We start from the raw sequence: 18,606 nt of genomic DNA on the forward strand, positions 1-18,606 counted from the left end.
TCAGCGCGTTCCGCGGGTCAGAGCGCCGGTCACGATGGCGGCGAGTGCGTCGGGGGCCGTCTCCTGGACGTTGTGTCCGGCGTCGACGGTGACGACAGCGGCGGAGGGAAGATGCTCGGTGAAGGCGGCGACATCGGCATCCTGCAGGAAGCCGCGCTCACCGCGCACGAGGGTGACGGGAGCGGTGACGCCGGCCAGCTGCGCCCAGGGCGCGCCACCGGATGCCACCTGCTCCGCCTTCAGGGAGTCGAAGGCGGATGCGATGATGCGCGCGAAGTGGTGCTTCCACTCCACACGACCGTCGTCGCGCACGCGCGTGTTGAAGAAGACGCCCCGTTCGGTGTCGGCTCGGCTGCCGCCGAAGCCGAATACCTGCGCGCGGTCGACCGCCTCGTCGCGCGAGGCGAAGTCGGTGACCGCGTAGAACTCGCGCAGCACCGCCGGCGCCGCATCGGTGTCGAGTCCGGGCACGATGTCGACCAGCACCAGCTCGCGAACCCGTTCGGGATGCTCGGCGGCGACCACCTGCGCGGTGAGCCCGCCCAGAGAGTGGCCGACGAGCACCTGCGGGGTGGGGGCCCAGAGCTCGAGAGCGCGCGCGACATCGTCGGCGAGCACTACGGGGGAGTAGTCGAGGTCATCGCGCCACGAGGAGTCGCCGTGACCGGCGAGGTCGATCGCGACGGCAGGGCGGCCGAGGAGCAGCGCGACCGCGTCCCACGTGTGGGCGTTGAGGCCCGCGCCGTGCAGCAGAGTCACTTCGGGATCGCTTTCCCCGAAGCGCAGAGCGCTGAGGATGCGACCATCGGGGAGGGTCATCGCGATACGCTCGGCGCGGGGCGCGTCGGTGCCGAGGGTCTGCGCCTGCTCGGGCAGATAGCGGAACTCGCTGGTGTCTTCGACCACGGCCATATTCTGCTCTTGCGTCGGCGGTGCCGAGAAATGCCAGATCAATCTGCACGACGCACACGCGTAACACTTTGCTATTTGCTGCATTGAAAGCAACTGATCAGGTCGATCTGCATTTCGATTGTTTCCGGTTGCCGTGCGTCCCGCGCGTAGGCTGGAGCAATGAGCAGGCGTGGGACCCGGGTGCGCGCATGAGCGTCCTCGATGTGGGCGGCGTGGCGAACCTGCGCGACGTCGGCGGCATGATCGCCGGCTCCTCGCGGGTGCGCTCCGGAGTGCTCCTGCGCTCCGGGCACCTCGCGGGCCTCACCGCGGAGGGCGGGGCGGTGCTCGCGGGGCGTGTGCGACACGTCGTCGACCTGCGAGACGACGCCGAGGTCGAACGTGAACCCTCTGCTCTCACCGGCGTGCCCATCACCCGCGTCCCGCTGTTTCTCGGGTCGGTCGGATCGTTCTTCGCTCAGAACATGGATCTCACGGCGATGTACCGCCATCTCGTCGATGAGTCCGCGCCCAGACTGGCCGACGCGGTGCGCGTCATCGCGGCGGGTGAGCCGACGCTCGTGCACTGCACGGTCGGCAAGGACCGCACCGGCGTCACGGTCGCCCTGGCTCTCAGCGCCGTCGGCGCGGATCGGGATGCGGTGATCGGCGACTACGCCCTCACCGCCTCGCAGCTGCCTCGCGAGCGCAACCGCGCGATCGTGCAGTACCTGCGCGCGCACCTGTCCGACGCGACGAACGCCGTGCAGCTCGCGACCGAGTCACCTGCTCCCGTGATGGCGAGGCTGCTCGCCGACATCGACGGCCGCTATGGATCCGCCGCTGCCTACCTCCGCGACGCCGGCATGAGCGACGCCGAACTCCACGCGCTGGCGGAGGCGCTCCTCGAGTGATCGCGACTCCGAGTGAGGTTAGGCAACCCTACGTCGGTGGTAGAGTGGACGCATCATGGGCACCCCTCAGACGTACGCAGGCAGCCGCGCCGCACGCCGGGCATCCCGTCGACCGCAGGTGCAGCACCTGATCACGGCCGACGAGCGCTCGCTCGCCGATCTCGAGCTCGCCCTCGCCACGCTGCCGCTGTGCGCGGTCGGGCGAGTCTTCATCGAGGTGCCGGAGCCCTCCGACATCGGCGTGATCACTGCGCCGCCGCGCATGACCGTGACCTGGCTGCCCCGCTCGCGTCGAGGCGGCCAGCCGCGTGCGACCGGTGAGGCCCTCAGCCGCGCCGCGATCGCGTGGGCGGACGAGATGCTCTGCGACGACTCCGGCGCCGGGTTGCGCACCGAGGTCATCCTGCTCGGCGGCTGGCTGAGCACGGCCGACATCGTCGACCATCTGACCACCGCCGGCGCCGTGCCGGCCGAGGCGATCCACGCTCCCTCGCGTTACGGCCTCTCTGCCGACTGACCGACGCGCCGTGAGCGCGGCACGTAGCCGCCGTCCTCCAGGCCCGCCTCGATCTCGAACCTGTTGCGCAGCGGATTCCGCCCCGCGAGCAGATAGAGCACCGGCATCAGGAACCCGTATCGCCGCCACTGGCGCTTGTGCACGGCCTCGTGCCTGAGCACGGCGTCGGAGGGATCGCGATCGCCGGTGAGGAAGCATCCGCCCATGCACACACCGCCGCGTGCGAATGCCCAGGGCGGCAGGCCGCGGAAGACCCAGAGCCCTTCCCGGCGCTGCACCTCGCCGGTGCTCCACAGTGATCCCCACACCCAGCCGACAGCGGTGCCCCAGGCGTAGCCGAGGCGGCTGATCGGCGAGTCCAGCAGCAGGGGCGGGATCAGCCGATCGACGCGGCGCCCCCGCGCGAGCACTCTATCCGCTTCGGCACGCCAGTCGGCCGTCATGCGACGGCGCCGATCAGACGGAGGATCGCACCGAGGTCGAGCACGGCGTCCGCAGGACTCCGGGGGGCGAAACCGGCGATGGTCGCGCCGGCCAGGGGGATCTCCTCACGCAATCTCCTGAGCGCGGCCGCGAGGCCGGTCACGGTCACGCCGAAAGGCGCGGCCTCGGAGACGCCCTCGAACTCCGCGGGGTCGAGCACGTCGACATCGATGTGCACCCAAACGCGGCTGGCGCCCGTCGCGCGCACGACCTCGGCGACCGCGGCACTGTCGCCGAGGCTGTCGGCGGAGAGCAGGGTCAGCCGGTCCAGGGCATCCCGTTCGGTGTCATCTATGCTGCGCGCGCCCAGCAGCACGAGGCGCTCGGCAGGGATGCCCGGCGACAGGGCGAGCTGCGGCTCGCCCTCACCCATCACGGCGCGCAGCGCCATGCCGGCGAGCGCTCCCGACGGCGACGTGGACGCATCGTTGAGGTCGGGATGCGCGTCGCACCAGAGCACGGCGAGATCCGAGGTGTCGATCGCCGAGAGGGCGAAGACGCTCACGCTGCAGTCGCCGCCGATCACCACGGTCTGCTCGCTCGCACCGGCGACGTGCTCTGCGACGAGCTCGCGGGTGCGCAGCAGCGCGCTCAGACGCCGGATGCCGGTGCCGAGCGAGTCGCCGGCCTTGAGCGGAACGTCGAGCATCGTCGTGTCACGGCGCGGCAGGTCGCCCGCGATGGCGGCGGCGCCGTCGGTGAGCAGCATGGCGCGCGCCGACGGCGAACCCTGCCACTGCGGGACGATCAGAAAGCGGGTCATGGTGTCTCCGAGGGGAGAAGGAGGGGTGGATGCCCGTGCGGCATCCACCCCGACGATCACTCTGCTTCGAGGGCGGGACGCGCGGTGCCGCCGGACTTGAGCTCGGCGAGGCGGGCCTCGACCTCGGTCAGCTCACCGAGGTCCTCCAGGCTCTCGAACTGCGCGTCGAGCGACGAGGCCGCGATCTCGGCCTTGCCCTGTGCGAGGGCCTCCTGGCGCCGGATCTTGTCTTCGAAGCGGCCGAGCTCGCTGGTCGGGTCGAGCACGTTGATCGAGCCGATGGCGTCCTGCACCTTGGTCTGCGCCTCGGCGACCTTTGCGCGGGCGAGCAGCTCGCTGCGCTTCGTCTTGAGCTGGCCGAGCTTCTCCTTCATCCCGTTCAGGCCGCCCTTGAGCTTGTCGACGATCTCGGTCTGCGCGGCGATCTGCGGCTCGGCTGCACGTGCTTCGCGCTCCTCGCCGATCTGACGCTGCAGAGCGATCTTGGCGAGGCTGTCGAACTTGTCGGCATCGGTCGTGTTGCCGGCCCCGCGCAGCTCGTCGGCCTTGCGGCTGGCGGCGAGGGCCTTGTTGCCCCACTCGCGTGCCGCGCGGACATCCTCTTCGTGATCGCGCTCGAGCAGGCGGAGGTTGCCGATGGTCTCCGCGATCGCCGACTCGGCGTCCGCGATGTTGTTCGTGTAGTCGCGCACGAGCTGGTCGATCATCTTCTGCGGGTCCTCGGCCTGGTCGAGGAGGGAGTTGATGTTCGCCCGCATGAGAGTCGAGATGCGTCCGAAGATGGATTCCTTGGCCATGTTCATTCCTTTGCTGTTCTCAGGTTTTCGTGGTCGATGGTCGTATCAGTATCGAGAGGTGTGCCGGGCGTGCGGTCAGAAGGCTCCGCCGCCGCCGCTGCTGCCGGAGCCGCCGCCGAAGCCGCCGACCGAGAAGCCGCCGCCGCCGCCACCGCCGCCGAAGAAGCCCCCGCCGCCGCTGCCGCCGCCGGAACTCCAGCCTCCTCCTCCTCCGGATCCCCAGCCTCCGCCCCAGCCGCCGTGATGGCCGCCGGTGACCTGGCCGATGAGGATGCCGCCGAGCAGAGCGCCGAGCGTGTCGCCGCCGCCACCGCCGCCTCCGGAGAACCCGGAGTAGTCGCTCTGCGCGATCCGGATGGCTTCCGACGCCAGCGCATCCGCCCGCTGCGCGAGCGCGAGGGCTTCGACAGGGTCGACGCGTGCGATCGAGCGGGCCTGGTCGAGCGTCGCCTGCGCTTCGGCGAGCCTCGTGCGGGCGGTCGACGAGATCGAGCCGCGGCGATTGAGGATGAAGCTCTCCGTGGTGGAGATCTGGACCGCGGCGCGCTGGACTGCGTCGCCGAGCATGCTCAGAGCGCGGTCGATCCTGGCCTGCTCGTCGCGACCGTGCTGGATCACCGCGTCTATCGACGCGTTGGCGGCTTCGAGCACCCGCAGGGCGTCGAGGGGCTCGCGTCCGGACGGACCGAGCATCGCCTGCGCCCGCTGGATGCCCTGCAGCGTGCCAGCCACGGCCTGAGCGATGCCACCCTGAGGATCGGGAAGGGAGCGGGCCGTCTGCACATCGGCGTTCAGCTCGGAGATCAGCGCTGCAGCCCGCTTGTCCGCCGCCTGCAGATCGGTCTGCAGCTTCTCGATCGCGTCTTCGAGCTGGGTCGCCTGCTGGACGGCACCCTCCGCCGCGCGCACGGCGACGGCGGCGTCGCCGGTCTCGCCCGCAGCGATCAGTGCGTCGGCTTCCCGGATGCGCTCGTCGGTGAACACCATCCGCGAGCGGGCCTCGGCCGTGTTGTCGGAGACGGGTGCGATCGCGGTGGGCGCATAGACAGCGGCGAGGTCGGCGAGGATCCGATCGGCTCGTTCGATCTCCGCGCCGGCTGACGCGCGCAGGCGACGCACGTTCTCGAGTGCAGCCGGAGCGTTCTGCTCGAGCTCGCGCAGCTCGTCGAATTCGTTCTTGCGCTCCTCGAGCACCTGGGTCGACTCCGAGCACAGCTGCAGGATGCGCTGGTTCCACTCGATTCGCTGCTCGTCGGTGTCGGGGATCTCGTCGTCCAGCTTCTGCTGCAGAGAGAACGCCTCATCGAGGTTCGTGCGCGATGTCTGCAGCGCGAGCACGAAGGGACCGATCACCTCGTCGCCGAACTGCGCGCGGGCGTACTCCATCTCCTGCTCGCTGGTGCGCACGAGGTCGTCGGTGCGCACCAGGGCGATGTTCGCCTGCCTGCCGAGCTCGGCCAGCTGCGCCTGCCGCTCGGCCTTCTCCGCGGCGCGCTTGCGCGCGCGGCGGATGAGCAGCACGATCACGACGATCACGACGATGACCACCACGACGATGCCGACGACGACCGCTGTCCGTGCGGCGATCGCCGCAGCGCGCTGCTGCTGCTCGGCCGCACGCTGAGGTGCGAGCACGAAGATGTCGTAGGCCTCATCTGCGCCGGCTACCACGGCGTGGCTGAAGTCGCTGTTCGAGAGATCCGGTCGCATGGCGGCGAGGATCTCATCGCGCTGCTCGACGCTCATCTGCCCGGCATCGGGGCGGTACATCGTGTAGTTGCGCCCCTCGGTCGAGACCGAGATGAGGTACTGCGTGTCGATGAAGCCGTTGCCCTGCGCCGTGCGGGTCGTCCATTCGGCGGGATCCTCCGGCGAGGTGTACTGCGGCACCATCACGAAGAAGAGATCGATGCCCGCCTCGTCGCGAAGCCGGTCGAGGGTCGCCTCGGCATCCGCCCGGTCGGAGGCGGAGATGACGCCGCTGCGATCGGTGATCTGCCCGTCGAGCTCTCCGGGGTCGGTCGCGGATGCCGTGCTCAGCGACAGCGCCCCCACCAGCACACCGAGCAGGACCGCGGCTGCGGTCCGCCACCGTTTCGTCATAGCGTTCCCTCCGGCCGGCAGGCGTGCACCATGGCACGAGTCTATGCACTGGGCCGAACCGGCGACAGCACTCACGGCGGGTTCGCCGTTCGCCGTCAGCGCAGACGCATACGCTGGAAGGCATGGACGATATGTACGGCTCCGACGTGCTGACCGACGGCTGGCGCCAGCGCGGTTTCGCCAAGGCGACCGAGGTGCCGGCCTCGAAGGATCTCGTCGTCGAGGTCGCACAGGACGGCTACTGCGGCGCGGTCACCCGCGTCGAGGCGGGCATGGTCGAGCTCGAGGACTGGAAGGGCCGTCGGCGCAGCTTCCCGCTGGGCGGCGGGTTCATGATCGACGGCAAGCCGGTGAAGCTGGTCGTGCCCGTCGCGAAGCAGTCGGGGCCGCGCCGCACGGCATCCGGGTCCTTCGCCGTCGCCGACGACCGGGCCCGGGTGGCGCTGCCCAGCCGCATCCTCGTCGAGGGGCGCCATGACGCCGAGCTCGTCGAAAAGGTCTGGGGCTCCGACCTGCGGGTGGAGGGCGTCGTCGTCGAGTACCTGAAGGGTCTCGACCTGCTCGACGAGCTGCTCGCCGAGTCACCGCCGTCGGCCAGCCGCCGCTACGGCGTGCTGGTCGACCATCTGGTGCCCGGATCGAAGGAGACGCGCATCGTCGAGCAGATCATGCGCGGCCCGCACGGCCGGCATCTGAAGATCGTCGGGCACCCCTACATCGACGTGTGGCAGTGCGTGACGCCGGCGGCGATGGGCATCCGCGCCTGGCCTGAGATCCCGCGCGGCACCGACTGGAAGACGGGCATCTGCCGCGCCTTCGGCTGGCCGGCGGACGACCAGGCCGACATCGCCCACGCGTGGAAACGGATCCTCTCGCGGGTCACCACCTATCGCGACCTCGAGCCGGCGCTGCTCGGCCGCGTCGAGGAGCTGATCGACTTCGTCACGGCGCCCGCGCAATGAGCGGCCGCTCGCGAGGCATCCCGTCAACACGGGGCGCGGAGCCTGTCGAAGCGCGCCGGTACCCTGGAGGGATGCCTGAACCCCGCACCTTCCGTGATGAGCCGGTCTCGTTCGTGCGCCGCAGCGGCCGCATGTCCGAGGCGCAGGAGCGGGCGTTCGAGGAGCACGCCCCGTTCTACCTGCTCGATGTCCCGCGCGACGTGGCGTTCACCTCGGTGCATCCCGATGCACGCCTCGATGTCGCGGGAGAGTACGGGCGCGAGGCGCCGCTGATCGTCGAGATCGGCTCGGGTCAGGGCCACGCCATCATCGCGGCAGCATCCGCGGCACCCGAAGCGGATTTCCTCGCCGTGGAGGTCTTCCGCGCGGGGCTCGCGCGCACCATGCTCGACGCCGCAGCCGCCGGCGTGCGCAACCTGCGCCTGATCGAGGCGAACGCTCCGGAAGTGCTCTCGACATACCTGCCCGAGGGGTCAGCATCCGAGGTGTGGATCTTCTTCTCCGATCCCTGGCACAAGAAGCGCCACACGAAGCGACGTCTGATCCGTCCCGGCTTCCCCGCGACCGCCGCCCGGGCGATCGCCGATGGCGGGCTGCTGCGCCTGGCCACGGACTGGGAGGACTACGCGCAGCAGATGCGCGAGGTGCTCGACGAGGCGCCCGAGTTCGAGCGCGCGTTCGAGGGCGAGTGGGCCGAGCGCTTCGAGGGTCGCGTCATGACGGCCTTCGAGCACAAGGGCATCGCCAAGGGACGCGAGATCCGCGACCTGACCTACCGCCGGGTGCCGCGGGTGTGACGAAGACCGCCTGGCACAGCATCCCACCGGCGGCGCTGGTCTGCGCTGCTGCTCCGGCCTTCTTCGTGCTCGGCTGGACGTGGGCAGGCTGGCTGCTGCTCGCCGCCGGGATCGGCATCGCGGCGCTCCTCGAACGCGCCGCCAGGCGAGCGGTGTCTGTCGGACATCGTCCTGACCGGGCGAGCGGCGAGCGAGATGCGCCTTCGCTGACCCGGGATCTGTCGCTGATCGGAATCGGCATGCTCATCGTGCACGCGATCTCGCTCGAGGCGCAGCTCGATGACCTGTCGATGGTGCGGTTCACGCTCGCGCTCGGGGGAGCGGTGCTCGTGCCGTACCTGCTCTCGCGCTTCGCGTTCCGCGACCGGGCGATCTCCTTCCCCTGGCGCACACGCCGGCGCTGGGCGCGCTGGCAGTGGGCGTGGCTCGTCGCCGTGCTCGCGCTGGGCTGGCTGATCCTGCCGTACTACTTCATCACCAGCGGCGTCTACCAGAACTGGCCGGTCGTCGATTCTCCCGACCTCATCGCCCGGCTGTTCGTCGGTGTCGGCGCGGTCGGCATCTGGGACGAGCTGTTCTTCATCTGCACCGTCTTCGCGCTGCTGCGTCGGCACATGCCGGCGCTGAGCGCGAACGTGCTGCAGATGATCGTGTTCGTGTCTTTCCTGTGGGAGCTCGGCTACCGGGCCTGGGGTCCGGTGCTCACCATCCCGTTCGCGCTGCTGCAGGGCTGGATCTTCCTGCGCACGCACTCGCTCGCCTACGTCGTCACCGTTCACCTGCTCTTCGACGCCGTCGTGTTCGCGGTGCTCGTGCACGCGCACAACCCGGGACTGCTGCCGTTCTTCCTCGTTTGACGCTTGCTTACCGGACAGTCTTCGCGCACCCCGCCGACGCCGTGCTGCGCGTGCATTCCGCGGGGTGCGCAACTGGTAGGCTCGACCGGTACGCCTCCGTAGCTCAGCGGATAGAGCGCCGGTTTCCGGTACCGTAGGTCGCAGGTTCGATTCCTGTCGGGGGCACGTATTCAGAAGAAGACCGCCCACCGGGCGGTCTTCTCTCGTCTCCGGCAGCGGGATCCTCGAGAGGAGCGCCGGAATGACGAGACAGTACAAGGTCGGAGAGCACGTCAGCTGGAACTCGGAGGCGGGGCGAGTGCGCGGCCGCATCATCAAGGTGCACACGTCCGATTTCGGCTACAAGGGCCACGCCCGTCGCGCCAGCGACGATGAGCCGCAGTACGAGGTCAAGAGCGACAAGACCGACCACGTCGCGGCGCACAAGGGGAGTGCCCTGACCCTGCTCGACGACTGATGATCCTCACCGTCGGCCATTCCACCCATCCGCTGGACGAGTTCACCGAGCTGCTGCGCGCCGCCGAGGTGGGCGCGCTGATCGACGTGCGACGTCTGCCGGGGTCGAACCGGTACCCGTGGTTCAACGCGGACGCGCTCGCCGCGTCGCTGCCCGAGCACGGCATCCGGTATCTGCGCATCGAGCAGCTGGGTGGTCGCCGCAACCTGCAGCGTCAGGTCCCGGACGAGGTCAACGGGGTGTGGCGCAACCGCAGCTTCCACAACTACGCCGACTACGCGCTGAGCGGCGACTTCGCGGAGGGCATCGAGCAGCTGCTGTCGGTCGACGACAGCGTCGCTGGCCGGGCCGCGGTGATGTGCTCGGAAGCGGTCTGGTGGCGCTGTCATCGGCGGATCATCGCCGACCATCTGCTCGCACGCGACATCGAGGTCGGTCATCTGATGCCGGACGGCAGAGTCGCCGAGGCGTCGCTCACACCGGGAGCCGTGGTCAGAGACGGAGTGGTCGAGTACCCGTCTGCGGACTGACTACTTGGCGGGCTCGGGCTTCGCCTCGTCCGCCGCGGTCACCGGCGCTGTGGTGAAGCGCTCGAGCGCCGCGTCGACCTTCTCGGCGAGGTAGGCGTGACCGGCGTCGGACGGATGCCTGCGACCTGCGCCCACGTCGATCAGCTCCAGATAGTTCGCGTCGGTGATCCAGTTCTCCTGCACGGGGGAGATGTACCACCAGCCGCGCGCCGCGGCGAGACCGGCGAGGTCGCGGTCGATGCGCGCCGTCGACGCGCCGACGGGCAGCTCGTGCGGCGCCGGCCCCAGGATCACGATGGGCACCCCGGGGTACCTCGCGACCATGGCATCCCACACCGCATTCACCGCGGCGGGGTACGCGGCCGCATCCGAGAGCCGATCGTTGATCGACCCCTGCAGGATGATCAGGTCGGGATCGATCCACGTCTCCAGCTCGGCGACGCGAGTGAGGAAGTCCGGCCCGTCGATGCCGGGGCGCTGGTAGCCGCTGCCGCGCACCCCGCGAACGACGGTGTCGCCGGGGATGAGCCTCGCCAGGCGATACGCGTATCCGTCCGTCGGCACGGTCGCGGCCGAGCCGTACGTCCACGAGTCGCCGAAGACGAGCACCTCGGGGTCGTCGGGAAGGGTGAGGGCTGCGGCGGAAAGGCCGTTGTCGGCCGCGGCGACCGGCGCGGTCTCCGCCGGGGGCAGCCAGGGACGGGAGATGCCCAGCGTGACGGCGAGCGCCACCGCGAGGGCGCATCCGATCGCGAGGGCCGTGCGGCGCCGTCGGGTCGGCGGGTGCAGGGTCATGAGAAGAGCGTAAGCGACCTGGTGGCGGATGCTGCTACTTCGAGGTGCCCTGCGACACCGAGCCCTGCAACTGGCGCTGGAAGAGGATGTAGACGATCATCACCGGGATGATCGTGATCATCACGGCGGCGAACATCTGCCCGAAGTCCAGGGCATAGCCGGCCGATGAGGCGTAGGCGGCCATTCCCTGCGAGAGCACGTAGTTGTCGGTGTCGGTGTTCAGCGAGATCGGCAGCAGGAACTGGTTCCACAGGCCCAGGAAGTTCATGATCGCGACGGCGGCCATCCCCGGCTTCGCCATCGGCAGCATGATCTGGAAGAACGTGCGCCACTCACTCGCCCCGTCGACGTAGGCGGCCTCCTGGATCTCGTACGGCAGCGATTTGAAGAACGAGAACAGGAAGAACACCGTGAACGGCAGCGCGAACGCCACATAGGTGATGATCAGGCCGGCCAGGCTGTTCAGCAGACCCATGCCCTGCAGGATGAAGAACAGGGGCACGATCGCGAGGAAGATCGGGAACGTGAGCCCGGCGAGCATCAGGTAGTAGATGACCTTGCTGCCGGGAACCGAGAACCTCGCCAGCACGTACGCGCACATCGCGCCGAGCACCATCACCAGCACCAGTGAGACGCCGACGACGATCACCGTGTTCACGAACATCCGGCCGAAGTTGTTGTCGACCCAGGCGCTGACGTAGTTGTCGAAGTTCCAGACCGCGGGCAGCCCGAACGGCGACGCGAAGATCTCCCTCGTCGTCTTGAACGACCCGATCAGCGTCCACAGCATCGGGAGGATCACGACGACCGCCCACAGGCCCATCACGACGTGCGAGACGCCGCCGACCACCTTGTCGCTCGCCGTGGACTTCACGTTCCGCTTCGGAGACTGCCTGTGCGCTGGGGCGCCATCGCTGTTGACGGTGACCGCGGCGCGGGTATCGGTGACGCTCATGAGCGACCTCCTTCGTCTCTGCCGCCGATGAGGCGGAACACGCCGATGACGAGCGCGGCGAAGAGCAGGGTGATGACGGCGAGCACGACGCCCATCGCCGTGGCGAGCCCGAACTGGCCCTTCTCGAATGCCGTGCGGAACAGGTACTGGCTCATGACGAGCGTGCTGTTGCCCGGGCCGCCTGTCGAGTTCAGGCCGGCCATGTACACGAAGGCGTCAAGAGCCATGATGCCGAGATAGATGTAGGCGGTCTGCACGTTGTCGCGGATCTGCGGCAGCAGGATCGAGGTGACCGTGCGCAACCGCCCGGCGCCGTCGATGCGCGCGGCCTCCAGCGTCTCGCCGGGGATGCCCTTGATCGCGGCGATGAACAGGATCATGTAGAAGCCGACCATGCTCCAGACGATCACGAAGATCGTCGCGCCCATCGCGGTGCGCTCGTCGCCGAGCCAGGCGAAGCCGCCGGGGTCGATCCCGAAGAGGCCGAGGATGCCGTTGAACAGGCCCGTCGGAGCGTAGATCATGTTCCACAGGATCGCGATGACGATGGCGGGGATGACGTACGGGAAGAACGACACCACGCGGTAGAAGCTGGATGCTCGAAGGCCGCGGACCTGACCGTGGCTCGGGCCGCCGACGGTGATCATGCTGGCGAAGACAAGGGCGATGACGATGGTGATCAGGGGTACCACTATCGCCAGCAGGATGTTGTTGCGCATGGCCTGCATGAACGTCGCGTCCTGCAGCAGGCGCACATAGTTGTCGATGCCGACGAAGTCCATGGTCGCGGAGAACCCGGTCCAGTTCGTCATGGCGTAGTAGAGGGCCTGCACGAACGGCGAGATCACGAAGACCATGAAGATCGCGACGGGCAGGCCGAGGAACACGAGCAGGAACGAGACGTAGTCGAAGGTCAGCTTGCGCCGCCCGAGGCGGGACGGCTTGCGCCGCCCCGCCTGGGCTGCGGTGACCGCGGCCGTCTCAAGCCCCGGTCCACCGCTGACGGTGGAATAGCTCACTTGATCTCGATCTTCTTGATGGAGCTGTCTTCGCGGATCTTGTCGACGATGGCCTGGAGCTGGCTGGTCAGCTCAGCGACCGACATCTTGCCGTCCAGGAACGAGTTCCAGATGGGCAGCTGGTCGCTGTTCATGCCGTACAGGTTCGTCGACATGATCGTGAAGACGTTGTCGCCGGCCGCGGAGAGCATCTCCGACTGCGACACCAGCGCGGTCGACCCGAAGCCGTCTGCCGGCACGGTGTCCTTGACGATCGTCGGGGCCAGCTTGCTCTTGGCGAACGCGGTGGCGGACTCCTTGGAGAGCATCGTGCGCAGCAGCTCCTTGCCGCCGGCCGGGTTCTTCGCCTTGGAGGGGACGATGAACGGCTCGCCGGCCTCGGCGCGCATGGTGCCCTTCGGCGTGGTCTGGCTGTCGTCGAGGGGAAGCTCCGCGAAGCCCTTCATCTTGAAGTTCTCCGCCGTGGTCTTCTTCATCTCGTTCTCGATCCACGACCCCGACGGGTACAGCAGCGCCTCCTGATCGAGGCTCCACTGCGCCTGCGCCTGCGTGAACTGCGTGCCGGCGCCACCGGGCTTGACGTAGCCGGAGGCGATCAGCTCGTGCAGGATCTCGAGGATGCTCTGAAGCGCCGGGTGCGACCAGGCCTTCGGGTCGAGGTTCTCGAACGGGATGCGGAAGTCATCGCCGGCCTGGATGACGGCGGAGTCGACGACCATCGTGTTGTAGTAGGTCGCAGCCTCCTTGCCCCACAGGAAGAGGTACTTGCCCTTCTCCTTGGCCTTCGCGCCGAGCTCCTTCAGGTCCTGCCACGTCGTCGGCACGGTCCAGCCGTTCTCCTCGAACAGGCTCGACGAGTACCAGATGCCGTACACGGTCATGACGTAGTTCAGTGCGACGAACTTGCCGTCGAACGTGCCGGGAGCCTTGACGCCGCCGAAGAGCGTGTCGCTGATCTTGGTGCCCTCGAGGTTGTCCGCCTCGAGGACATCGTCCAGCTCCTCGAGCTGGTCGATGATCGTGTTCCAGCCGATGGAGTTCGCACCGGAGTTGTCGATGAGGTCCGGCGGGTTGCCTCCGACGAAGCGCGGCTGCAGCTCCTGCGCGATCTTCGTGGACGACGAGACCTTGACGGAAACGCCGTCCAGCTTCTTGTTGCCCTCCATGAGCTTCGCCGACTGCTCGACGTAGTCGATGCCGTAGCCGCCGTTGAAGATGACCGCGTCGACCTTGGAGTTGGCCGCGACGCCGAAGGGGTTGTCGGCGGTCACCTCGCCGGCCGGGCCGGAGCCGCCGCCACCGCCGCCGGGAGCTGCGCACGAGGCGAGGGTGGCGCCGAACGGCAGCAGCAGCGCTGCGGCTGCTGCGCCGCGCAGCAGGTTGCGACGGCTGATGGATGCGTCTTTGATGTCCATCTCATTACCTTCCGTTGTGGGTGTGAATCGTTATTCGGGTTCGGGATCTTCGGTGAGCTCAGGGCACGCTGGGATCGGGCCGGTGGGCGCGGGGGGCGCGCCGGTGCGGAGCCACGGCCATCGCGCTCGCGGCAAGACGGGTGGCCGCCTCGCCGAAGGTCTGCTGGGCGGCCAGCACGTAGAGAAGATCGAGCACGAGCAGCTGCGAGTGCTTGATCGACAGGTCGTCCGGGCGCAGGTAGTCGGTGGGTTCCGCCGTGGCGAGGGAGATGTCGGCGAGTGCGGCGAGGGGGGAGTCGCTGTCGTGGGTGATGGCGACGGTGAAGGCGCCGGCGGAGTGGGCCTGCGAGAGCATCTGCACCGTCTCCTCCGTGCGGCCCGTGCTGGAGATCCCGATCGCGGCGGATGCCTGGTCCTGCAGCACGGCGCTCGTCAGACCCTCGTGCACGTCCGACCAGCTGTGCGCGTTGACGCCGATGCGGTAGAGCCGGCTCTGGAACTCGCGAGCCATGACCCCGCTTCCGCCGACGCCGTAGATGTCGACATGACGGGCCGCCGTGATGGCGTCTGCGGCGCGCAGCACCGCGTCGAGGTCGAGGCCGGCCGCCGTGCTCTGCAGGCTCTCGACGTGCAGGCCCAGCAGCGTCTGCAGGATCTTGCCCGGCTCGTCGGACGCGCTCAGCTCGCGGCCCATGTCGGCCTGCCAGCTCTCCTCGACATCCCCCCGACCGATCTCGGTGGCGACTCCCACGCGGAACTGCGTGTACCCGTCGAAGCCCAGCGCACGGCAGAAGCGGGTGACGGTGGCCGCCGAGGTGCCGGCGCGATCGGCGAGTTCTGTGATCGTCATCTCGACCGGAGCAGCCGGGTACTGGGCGACCACGTCGGCGATCCGGCTCATCGCCGCCGGCATGGCGCGACGACGGTCTGCGATGCGTCGTGCGATCGTCAGGCCGTTTGCGATGTCGCGGGTCCGTGGCACCATTGCCTCCAGGTTGTTCGGGGGGCGAGAGCGTGAACTCTCGTCCGGGATCCCCGTTGCACTGAAAACTATTCTCATGCGACGAAAACGTCAAACATGACAACGTCACGAATGAGTCACGAACGTCTTCGGCAGCATCCGCCCCCGGATTCCGGCGGGTGATCCCGCGGGCCGTAGACTTGGCCTCCTATGAACCCTCAAGCCCTCTCCGCCGCAGTCCTCGCCGTCCTCACCCCCATCGCGGCCGCGCTGCGACCGGATGACGAGCTCGGCGTCGAGGCCTCGGACATCGTGCTCGAGCGTCCGCGCAACCGCGACCACGGCGACTGGTCGACGAACATCGCAATGCGCGTGGCCAAGCGGCTGGGCTCCAACCCGCGTGAGCTCGCCCAGCAGATCGCGGATGGCCTGACGCAGACCGATGGCATCCAGGGCGTCGAGATCGCCGGCCCCGGGTTCATCAACATCCGTCTCGAGGCGGGCGCGGCGGGCGCCCTCGCGAAGACCATTGTCGACGCCGGCGACGCGTACGGCACCAACGACTCGCGCATCGACGAGATCATCAACCTCGAGTTCGTGTCGGCCAACCCCACCGGCCCGATCCACCTCGGTGGCACTCGGTGGGCCGCAGTCGGCGACGCGCTCGCCCGCATCCTCTCCTCTCAGGGGGCGAAGGTCACCAAGGAGTACTACTTCAACGACCACGGCGCGCAGATCGACCGCTTCTCTCGGAGCCTCATCGCGGCCTACGAGGGTCAGCCCACCCCAGAGGACGGCTACGGCGGCGCCTACATCGCCGACATCGCCCAGCGTGTCGTCGATGCATACCAGGGTGACCTCGGCAGCCTCAGCCCGGATGCCAGGCAGGAGGCCTTCCGTGAGCTCGGCGTGGGCTTCATGTTCGATGAGATCAAGAAGAGCCTGCACGACTTCGGCGTCGACTTCGACGTGTACTTCCATGAGAACGACCTGCACACCTCCGGTGCCGTCGGTCGAGCCGTGGAGAAGCTCACCGAGCTCGGTCACATGTTCGAGGCCGACGGCGCTCTCTGGCTGCGCACCACGGCGTTCGGCGACGACAAGGACCGCGTGGTCATCAAGTCCGACGGGCACCCCGCGTACATCTCCGGGGACCTGGCCTACTACCTGGACAAGCGCGAGCGCGGCTTCAACCGCTGCATCATCATGCTCGGCGCCGACCACCACGGGTACGTCAGGCGCCTCATGGCGATGTGCGAGGCCTTCGGCGACGAGCCAGGGGTCAACCTCCAGATCCTCATCGGCCAGATGGTGAACCTCGTCAAGGACGGGCACCCCATGCGCATGTCCAAGCGCGCCGGCACGGTGGTCACCCTGGAGGACCTGGTCGAGATCGTAGGGGTGGATGCCGCCCGCTATGCGCTCACGCGCAGCAGCGCCGACTCCAACCTCGACGTCGACCTGGACGTGCTGCAGAAGCGGACGAACGACAACCCGGTGTTCTACGTGCAGTACGCCCACGCCCGCACGCACAACGTGGCGCGCAACGCGGCCGATTCGGGGGTCGACCGCTCGGAGTTCGCACCGGAGCTGCTCACCCATGAGACCGAGGCCGCCCTGCTGGGCGCCCTGCAGGAGTTCCCCCGACTGGTGGCCTTCGCCGCGGAGGTGCGCGAGCCGCACCGCATCGCGCGCTACCTCGAGGAGCTCGCTGGTCTCTACCACCGCTGGTACGACAGCTGCCGCGTCATCCCGAAGGGCGACGACCCGATCGAACCGGTGCACCGCACCCGTCTGTGGCTGAACGACGCCACCGGTCAGGTGCTGCGCAACGGCCTCGACCTGCTGGGAGTCTCAGCCCCCGAGAGGATGTGACGGCATGACGAACACGACAGCCGTCCGGCGTCGACCGCGCTGGCCCTGGGTCGTGCTCGTCATCGTGTTGGTGCTCGCGGCGCTCGTCGCCGCCGGCGAGCTCGTCGCACGAGCGGTCGTGCCGAACACCATCCGCTCGCTCGTGATCTCGAACCTCGATCTGCCGGCCGATCAGCAGCTCGAGGTGCAGACGCCGGGCATCCTGCTGCCGCAGCTGATCTCCGGAACGCTCGACGAGGTGAAGCTCGCATCCGATGAGGTGACGATCGGCGGCATCACCGGCTCCGCGCGCGTCACCGCCACTGACGTGCCGGTCTCAGGCGGCGCCCTCGGGGCGGCGAAGGGAACCGTCGCGATCGACCAGGACGAGTTCGGCTCCCTGCTCGCGGCCTCACAGCTGCCCATCACCCGCATCGCCCTCATGGCGCCGAACGCGACCGTCGAGGGTGAACTCGAGCTGTTCGGGCGGCAGATCCCCGTCGGCCTCACCGTCACCCCGGGAGCCGAGGACGGCGACCTGCTGCTGACTCCCGTCTCGCTCATGGTCAACGGCACAGCGGTCGATCTGGACGCGGTCTCGGGGCTGGCAGGCCTAGCGGGCGCGGCGATCACTCAGCCGCAGCGCATCTGCATCGCCGACCGCCTCCCCGCCGGCATCACGCTGACCGGACTGCGCATCGAGGGCAGCAGGGCCGTGGCCGACATCGCCGCCGACGGCCGGATTGCGGTCGACCAGGCCCTGCTCGACCCCGGCACCTGCCCGCGCTCCTGAGCCCGCCCCGACCTTGGGTTCCTGAGCCTGCCGAAGGGTCGCTGGCCCGCGCCAACCTCGGGTCCCTGAGCCTGCCGAAGGGCCGCCTCGACCTTGGGTCCCTGAGCCTCCCGAAGGGCCCGCTCCAACCTTGGGTCCCTGAGCCTGTCGAAGGCCCGCTGGCCCGCCCCGACCTTGGGTCCCTGAGCCTGTCGAAGGGCCGCCCTGTCTCTCTGCGTCACACCTGGCCCGCCCCACCTTGGGTCCCTGAGCCTGCCGAAGGGCCGCCTTGTGTCTCTGGCCCGCTCCAACCTTGGGTCCCTGAGCCTGTCGAAGGGCGATCGCCGTCGGTTATCCACAGGCCGTCCGCGATGGCGCCGCAAAGGCACGAACATGGGGCTCATGCCTTGGATGTACATTCTCGAGTGCGCTGACGGCGCGTACTACACCGGCAGCACGAACGGCGATGTCGCCGCACGCGTCTGGGAGCACAATTTCGACGACGTGCACTCCGCCGCTTTCACCCGGAAGAGACGCCCTGTGAAGCTGGTGTACGCCGAGGACTACCCGACGGTCGACGCCGCTTTCGCACGGGAGAAGCAGGTGCAGGGCTGGAGTCGGCGCAAGAAGCTGGCGCTCATTGAGGGGCGGGCGGATGAGCTTCCGTCGCTATCTCGTTCTCGTACGGATGGCGGCGGTGCCGATCAGTGAGAAGCGGCCCTTCGGCAGGCTCAGGGGCCCATGTGTGCGGGCCCTTCGGCAGG

At 68.7% G+C, this 18,606-nt stretch carries 20 protein-coding genes and 1 tRNA gene; 11 read left to right on the forward strand and 10 right to left on the reverse strand.

The window, feature by feature from the left end; genetic code table 11:
• The gene (locus tag ACIPV2_RS03965) at positions 1-912 is read right to left on the reverse strand and encodes an alpha/beta fold hydrolase (protein WP_400838719.1); all 912 of its coding nucleotides are present in this window, start codon (positions 910-912) and stop codon (positions 1-3) included.
• Between the two features lie 188 nt (positions 913-1,100).
• Between ACIPV2_RS03965 and ACIPV2_RS03970 the strand changes: the two genes are divergently transcribed.
• Both ACIPV2_RS03970 and ACIPV2_RS03975 read left to right on the forward strand, forming a co-directional pair.
• Positions 1,101-1,805 carry a tyrosine-protein phosphatase gene (locus ACIPV2_RS03970; protein ID WP_400838721.1) on the forward strand — a complete coding sequence of 235 codons (705 nt, stop codon included), beginning with the start codon at positions 1,101-1,103 and terminating at the stop codon, positions 1,803-1,805.
• 55 nt (positions 1,806-1,860) lie between these two features.
• Complete coding sequence (locus ACIPV2_RS03975) at positions 1,861-2,322, forward strand: SIP domain-containing protein (protein ID WP_400838723.1); 462 nt, start codon at positions 1,861-1,863, stop codon at positions 2,320-2,322.
• Here the strand turns inward: ACIPV2_RS03975 and ACIPV2_RS03980 are convergent.
• The 4 genes from ACIPV2_RS03980 to ACIPV2_RS03995 all read right to left on the reverse strand — a co-directional run bounded on the left by ACIPV2_RS03980 (position 2,301) and on the right by ACIPV2_RS03995 (position 6,468).
• Entirely contained in the window at positions 2,301-2,765 is a 465-nt protein-coding gene (locus ACIPV2_RS03980; protein WP_400838725.1) for a Fe-S oxidoreductase, read from the reverse strand. The genes ACIPV2_RS03975 and ACIPV2_RS03980 overlap by 22 nt on opposite strands.
• On the reverse strand, positions 2,762-3,568 hold the full coding sequence (locus tag ACIPV2_RS03985; RefSeq protein ID WP_400838727.1) for an arginase family protein: 807 nt from the start codon (positions 3,566-3,568) through the stop codon (positions 2,762-2,764). The genes ACIPV2_RS03980 and ACIPV2_RS03985 overlap by 4 nt, the downstream gene beginning before the upstream one ends.
• Positions 3,569-3,624: 56 nt before the next feature.
• Positions 3,625-4,365: a PspA/IM30 family protein gene (locus tag ACIPV2_RS03990; protein WP_101187439.1), complete on the reverse strand. Its 741-nt coding sequence runs from the start codon at positions 4,363-4,365 to the stop codon at positions 3,625-3,627.
• A gap of 75 nt (positions 4,366-4,440) precedes the next feature.
• Positions 4,441-6,468, reverse strand: coding sequence for a TPM domain-containing protein (locus tag ACIPV2_RS03995; protein WP_400838730.1), 2,028 nt, complete (start codon positions 6,466-6,468; stop codon positions 4,441-4,443).
• 122 nt (positions 6,469-6,590) lie between these two features.
• On the opposite strand from ACIPV2_RS03995, the gene ACIPV2_RS04000 reads away from it, so the two are divergent.
• The 6 genes from ACIPV2_RS04000 to ACIPV2_RS04025 all read left to right on the forward strand — a co-directional run bounded on the left by ACIPV2_RS04000 (position 6,591) and on the right by ACIPV2_RS04025 (position 10,071).
• Entirely contained in the window at positions 6,591-7,430 is an 840-nt protein-coding gene (locus ACIPV2_RS04000; RefSeq protein WP_400838732.1) for a DUF3097 domain-containing protein, read from the forward strand.
• 71 nt (positions 7,431-7,501) lie between these two features.
• On the forward strand, positions 7,502-8,227 hold the full coding sequence (gene trmB / locus ACIPV2_RS04005) for a tRNA (guanosine(46)-N7)-methyltransferase TrmB (protein ID WP_400838734.1): 726 nt from the start codon (positions 7,502-7,504) through the stop codon (positions 8,225-8,227).
• Positions 8,224-9,084, forward strand: a complete 861-nt coding sequence (locus ACIPV2_RS04010; RefSeq protein WP_400838736.1) for a CPBP family intramembrane glutamic endopeptidase — start codon at positions 8,224-8,226, stop codon at positions 9,082-9,084. Before trmB ends, ACIPV2_RS04010 begins: the two co-directional genes overlap by 4 nt.
• Before the next feature lie 92 nt (positions 9,085-9,176).
• Positions 9,177-9,249 (forward strand) — tRNA-Arg (locus ACIPV2_RS04015).
• Between the two features lie 76 nt (positions 9,250-9,325).
• Positions 9,326-9,541, forward strand: coding sequence for a DUF2945 domain-containing protein (locus tag ACIPV2_RS04020; protein WP_400838737.1), 216 nt, complete (start codon positions 9,326-9,328; stop codon positions 9,539-9,541).
• Positions 9,541-10,071 carry a DUF488 family protein gene (locus tag ACIPV2_RS04025; RefSeq protein ID WP_400838739.1) on the forward strand — a complete coding sequence of 177 codons (531 nt, stop codon included), beginning with the start codon at positions 9,541-9,543 and terminating at the stop codon, positions 10,069-10,071. The genes ACIPV2_RS04020 and ACIPV2_RS04025 overlap by 1 nt, the downstream gene beginning before the upstream one ends.
• Here the strand turns inward: ACIPV2_RS04025 and ACIPV2_RS04030 are convergent, their stop codons facing one another.
• From ACIPV2_RS04030 to ACIPV2_RS04050, 5 genes are read right to left on the reverse strand one after another with little or no spacing between them, the layout of a single operon-like run.
• A complete protein-coding gene (locus tag ACIPV2_RS04030) occupies positions 10,072-10,866 on the reverse strand; it encodes an SGNH/GDSL hydrolase family protein (RefSeq protein ID WP_400838741.1) in 795 nt (264 codons plus the stop codon).
• Positions 10,867-10,900: 34 nt separating this feature from the next.
• Complete coding sequence (locus tag ACIPV2_RS04035) at positions 10,901-11,821, reverse strand: carbohydrate ABC transporter permease (RefSeq protein ID WP_400838743.1); 921 nt, start codon at positions 11,819-11,821, stop codon at positions 10,901-10,903.
• Positions 11,818-12,840, reverse strand: coding sequence for a carbohydrate ABC transporter permease (locus tag ACIPV2_RS04040; protein ID WP_400838744.1), 1,023 nt, complete (start codon positions 12,838-12,840; stop codon positions 11,818-11,820). Before ACIPV2_RS04040 ends, ACIPV2_RS04035 begins: the two co-directional genes overlap by 4 nt.
• A complete protein-coding gene (gene ngcE / locus ACIPV2_RS04045; RefSeq protein ID WP_101187094.1) occupies positions 12,837-14,255 on the reverse strand; it encodes an N-acetylglucosamine/diacetylchitobiose ABC transporter substrate-binding protein in 1,419 nt (472 codons plus the stop codon). Before ngcE ends, ACIPV2_RS04040 begins: the two co-directional genes overlap by 4 nt.
• Positions 14,256-14,313: 58 nt before the next feature.
• A complete protein-coding gene (locus ACIPV2_RS04050) occupies positions 14,314-15,240 on the reverse strand; it encodes a MurR/RpiR family transcriptional regulator (protein WP_400838747.1) in 927 nt (308 codons plus the stop codon).
• A gap of 186 nt (positions 15,241-15,426) precedes the next feature.
• Between ACIPV2_RS04050 and argS the strand changes: the two genes are divergently transcribed.
• From argS to ACIPV2_RS04065, 3 genes are all read left to right on the forward strand, one after another.
• The gene (argS, locus tag ACIPV2_RS04055; protein WP_400838749.1) at positions 15,427-17,091 is read left to right on the forward strand and encodes an arginine--tRNA ligase; all 1,665 of its coding nucleotides are present in this window, start codon (positions 15,427-15,429) and stop codon (positions 17,089-17,091) included.
• A gap of 4 nt (positions 17,092-17,095) precedes the next feature.
• Positions 17,096-17,863, forward strand: coding sequence for a DUF2993 domain-containing protein (locus ACIPV2_RS04060; protein WP_400838751.1), 768 nt, complete (start codon positions 17,096-17,098; stop codon positions 17,861-17,863).
• Between the two features lie 372 nt (positions 17,864-18,235).
• Entirely contained in the window at positions 18,236-18,553 is a 318-nt protein-coding gene (locus ACIPV2_RS04065; protein ID WP_400838753.1) for a GIY-YIG nuclease family protein, read from the forward strand.
• Positions 18,554-18,606 lie beyond the last annotated feature (53 nt).

The sequence above is a fragment of the Microbacterium sp. NPDC089987 genome, from assembly GCF_044748505.1.
Classification (GTDB): Bacteria; Actinomycetota; Actinomycetes; order Actinomycetales; family Microbacteriaceae; genus Microbacterium.

Excerpts from the sequence above, each read along its gene's own strand:
- ACIPV2_RS03965 (WP_400838719.1), bottom strand. The coding sequence starts at position 912 with ATGGCCGTGGTCGAAGACACCAGCGAGTTCCGCTATCTGCCCGAGCAG.
- ACIPV2_RS03970 (WP_400838721.1), top strand. The coding sequence starts at position 1,101 with ATGAGCGTCCTCGATGTGGGCGGCGTGGCGAACCTGCGCGACGTCGGC.
- ACIPV2_RS03975 (WP_400838723.1), top strand. The coding sequence starts at position 1,861 with ATGGGCACCCCTCAGACGTACGCAGGCAGCCGCGCCGCACGCCGGGCA.
- ACIPV2_RS03980 (WP_400838725.1), bottom strand. The coding sequence starts at position 2,765 with ATGACGGCCGACTGGCGTGCCGAAGCGGATAGAGTGCTCGCGCGGGGG.
- ACIPV2_RS03985 (WP_400838727.1), bottom strand. The coding sequence starts at position 3,568 with ATGACCCGCTTTCTGATCGTCCCGCAGTGGCAGGGTTCGCCGTCGGCG.
- ACIPV2_RS03990 (WP_101187439.1), bottom strand. The coding sequence starts at position 4,365 with ATGGCCAAGGAATCCATCTTCGGACGCATCTCGACTCTCATGCGGGCG.
- ACIPV2_RS03995 (WP_400838730.1), bottom strand. The coding sequence starts at position 6,468 with ATGACGAAACGGTGGCGGACCGCAGCCGCGGTCCTGCTCGGTGTGCTG.
- ACIPV2_RS04000 (WP_400838732.1), top strand. The coding sequence starts at position 6,591 with ATGGACGATATGTACGGCTCCGACGTGCTGACCGACGGCTGGCGCCAG.
- trmB (WP_400838734.1), top strand. The coding sequence starts at position 7,502 with ATGCCTGAACCCCGCACCTTCCGTGATGAGCCGGTCTCGTTCGTGCGC.
- ACIPV2_RS04020 (WP_400838737.1), top strand. The coding sequence starts at position 9,326 with ATGACGAGACAGTACAAGGTCGGAGAGCACGTCAGCTGGAACTCGGAG.
- ACIPV2_RS04025 (WP_400838739.1), top strand. The coding sequence starts at position 9,541 with ATGATCCTCACCGTCGGCCATTCCACCCATCCGCTGGACGAGTTCACC.
- ACIPV2_RS04030 (WP_400838741.1), bottom strand. The coding sequence starts at position 10,866 with ATGACCCTGCACCCGCCGACCCGACGGCGCCGCACGGCCCTCGCGATC.
- ACIPV2_RS04035 (WP_400838743.1), bottom strand. The coding sequence starts at position 11,821 with ATGAGCGTCACCGATACCCGCGCCGCGGTCACCGTCAACAGCGATGGC.
- ngcE (WP_101187094.1), bottom strand. The coding sequence starts at position 14,255 with ATGGACATCAAAGACGCATCCATCAGCCGTCGCAACCTGCTGCGCGGC.
- ACIPV2_RS04050 (WP_400838747.1), bottom strand. The coding sequence starts at position 15,240 with ATGGTGCCACGGACCCGCGACATCGCAAACGGCCTGACGATCGCACGA.
- argS (WP_400838749.1), top strand. The coding sequence starts at position 15,427 with ATGAACCCTCAAGCCCTCTCCGCCGCAGTCCTCGCCGTCCTCACCCCC.
- ACIPV2_RS04060 (WP_400838751.1), top strand. The coding sequence starts at position 17,096 with ATGACGAACACGACAGCCGTCCGGCGTCGACCGCGCTGGCCCTGGGTC.
- ACIPV2_RS04065 (WP_400838753.1), top strand. The coding sequence starts at position 18,236 with ATGGGGCTCATGCCTTGGATGTACATTCTCGAGTGCGCTGACGGCGCG.